This window comes from Patescibacteria group bacterium, from assembly GCA_034660655.1.
GTDB lineage: Bacteria > Patescibacteriota > Patescibacteriia > JAACEG01 > JAACEG01 > JAACEG01.
In genome coordinates this window covers 1-1,917 of the sequence record JAYEJU010000027.1, presented here as the reverse complement: position 1 = coordinate 1,917, position 1,917 = coordinate 1, and the positions used below count along the sequence as shown (strand labels likewise).

At 29.1% G+C, this 1,917-nt stretch carries 2 protein-coding genes; both read left to right on the top strand.

The genetic code is table 11. The features are described 5' to 3' along the window. Positions 1-1,223: tyrosine--tRNA ligase (tyrS, locus tag U9O55_02140; GenBank protein MEA2088620.1), on the top strand; the 1,223-nt coding region annotated here is incomplete at its 5' end. Between the two features lie 119 nt (positions 1,224-1,342). Then, positions 1,343-1,917: YebC/PmpR family DNA-binding transcriptional regulator (locus tag U9O55_02135; GenBank protein MEA2088619.1), on the top strand; the 575-nt coding region annotated here is incomplete at its 3' end.

Sequence of the window (1,917 nt, the reverse complement as noted above, 5' to 3'; positions counted from 1 at the left end):
TAATATTTATTATTTTTTTTATGGATAAAAAAACAAAAGAGCAAAAAATTAAAGAGCTGTTAAATAGAGGAACCGTTGATTTGATTGTTAAAAAAGATTTGGAAGAAAAATTAAAATCAGGGAAAAAATTAAGGATTAAATACGGCATTGATCCAACAGGTCCTAAAATTCATTTAGGAAGAGCGTCAACAATGCAAAAGTTGGCGAAATTTCAAGAGCTGGGACATAAAATTGTTTTAATAGTTGGGGATTTTACGGCGCAAATAGGTGATTCTTCTGATAAAACAAAAGAACGTCCAATGTTGACTTATAAAGAAATTAAAAAAAATATGGAAAATTATCTTCCGCAAATAGGGCGAATTTTTGATGTTAAAAAAGCGGAAGTACATTATAACAGCGAATGGCTTGGCAAGTTGAATTATTTTGATATTTGCAATCAAGCAGATAATTTTTCAATCGCGCAAATTTTAGATAGGGACAATTTTTCAAAAAGATATAAAGAAGGGGTCAGAATTTCTCTTCGCGAAATGCTTTACCCTTTAATGCAGGGGTATGACAGTGTTGCCATAAAATCCGATATAGAAATCGGAGGAAGCGATCAGCTTTTTAATATTTTGGCTGGGCGCGTTTTACAAAAAGCGTATAATCAAAAACCGCAAGATATAATTACATTTAAATTAATGGACGGAACAGACGGACGAAAAATGAGCACCAGCTGGGGAAATATTATTTGCATTACCGATCAGCCGAATGACATTTATGGAAAAATTATGTCAATAAAAGACGAGCTGATTATTCAATATTTTGAATTAGCGACAGATATTCCAACGCGGGAAATAAAAAAAATGAATGATAATTTAAAGAATGAGAAAATAAACCCGCGCGATTTAAAAATGAATTTAGGGTGTGAGATTGTTTCTATGTATTATTCAAAAAAAGAAGCTGAAAAAGCCGAACAGCATTTTAAAAATATTTTTCAAAAACATCAAACTCCAGATAAAATAAAAATTTTTAAAGTAAAAATAAAAAAAATAAATATAATTGATTTGCTAATTAAATCAAAATTGTGCGTTTCAAAAAGCGATGCAAGGCGCATGATATTACAAGGAGGCGTAAAAATTGACAATAAAAAAATTACTGACAGTAATAAAATTATAGAAATTAACAAAGAGGGCAAAATATTGCAAAAAGGAAAACGAAATTTTATAAAAATAATTTTTTAATTTTTTTAGTCCTCCTTTAAAAAAGGAGGTTGGAGGATTTTTAGATAAATTTTTATTTTAAAATCCCCCTTAATCTCCCTTTTTCAAAGGGGGAAATATTTAATTTTGTATTTTATTGTATGTCTGGACATAGTAAATGGGCGACAACTAAAAGGCAAAAAGAAATAACCGATAAAAAACGAGGGGCTATTTTTAGCAAACTGGCAAAAAATATTACTGTGTCAGCAAGGGAAGGCGGAAAAGACATTGAAACAAATTTTAATTTAAGAATGTTTGTTGAAAAAGCCAAGGGCGCTAATATGCCAAAAGATAATATTGAGCGCGCCATTAAAAAAGGCATAGGAGAATTAAAAGGAGAGATTATAGAGAAAATTTTATATGAAGCAATCGGTCCTGATAATACTTTTTTTATAATTGAATCTTTGACTGACAATAAAAATCGCGCTGTTTCTGAAATTAGGCATATTTTTTTTAAAACAGGAGGTTTATTAGGCGGACAAAATAGTGTAATGTGGCAGTTTGAAGAAAAAGGAGTAATTAAAATTATAAATTATAAATTACAAATTAAAAATTCAGAAGAAGAATTTGAATTAAATTTAATAGATTATGGCGCTGAAGATATTGAAAAAGAAGATAAAGATTTGATTATTTATACTAAAAGAAAAAAATTGCAAGAAGTAAAAGAAAAAATAGA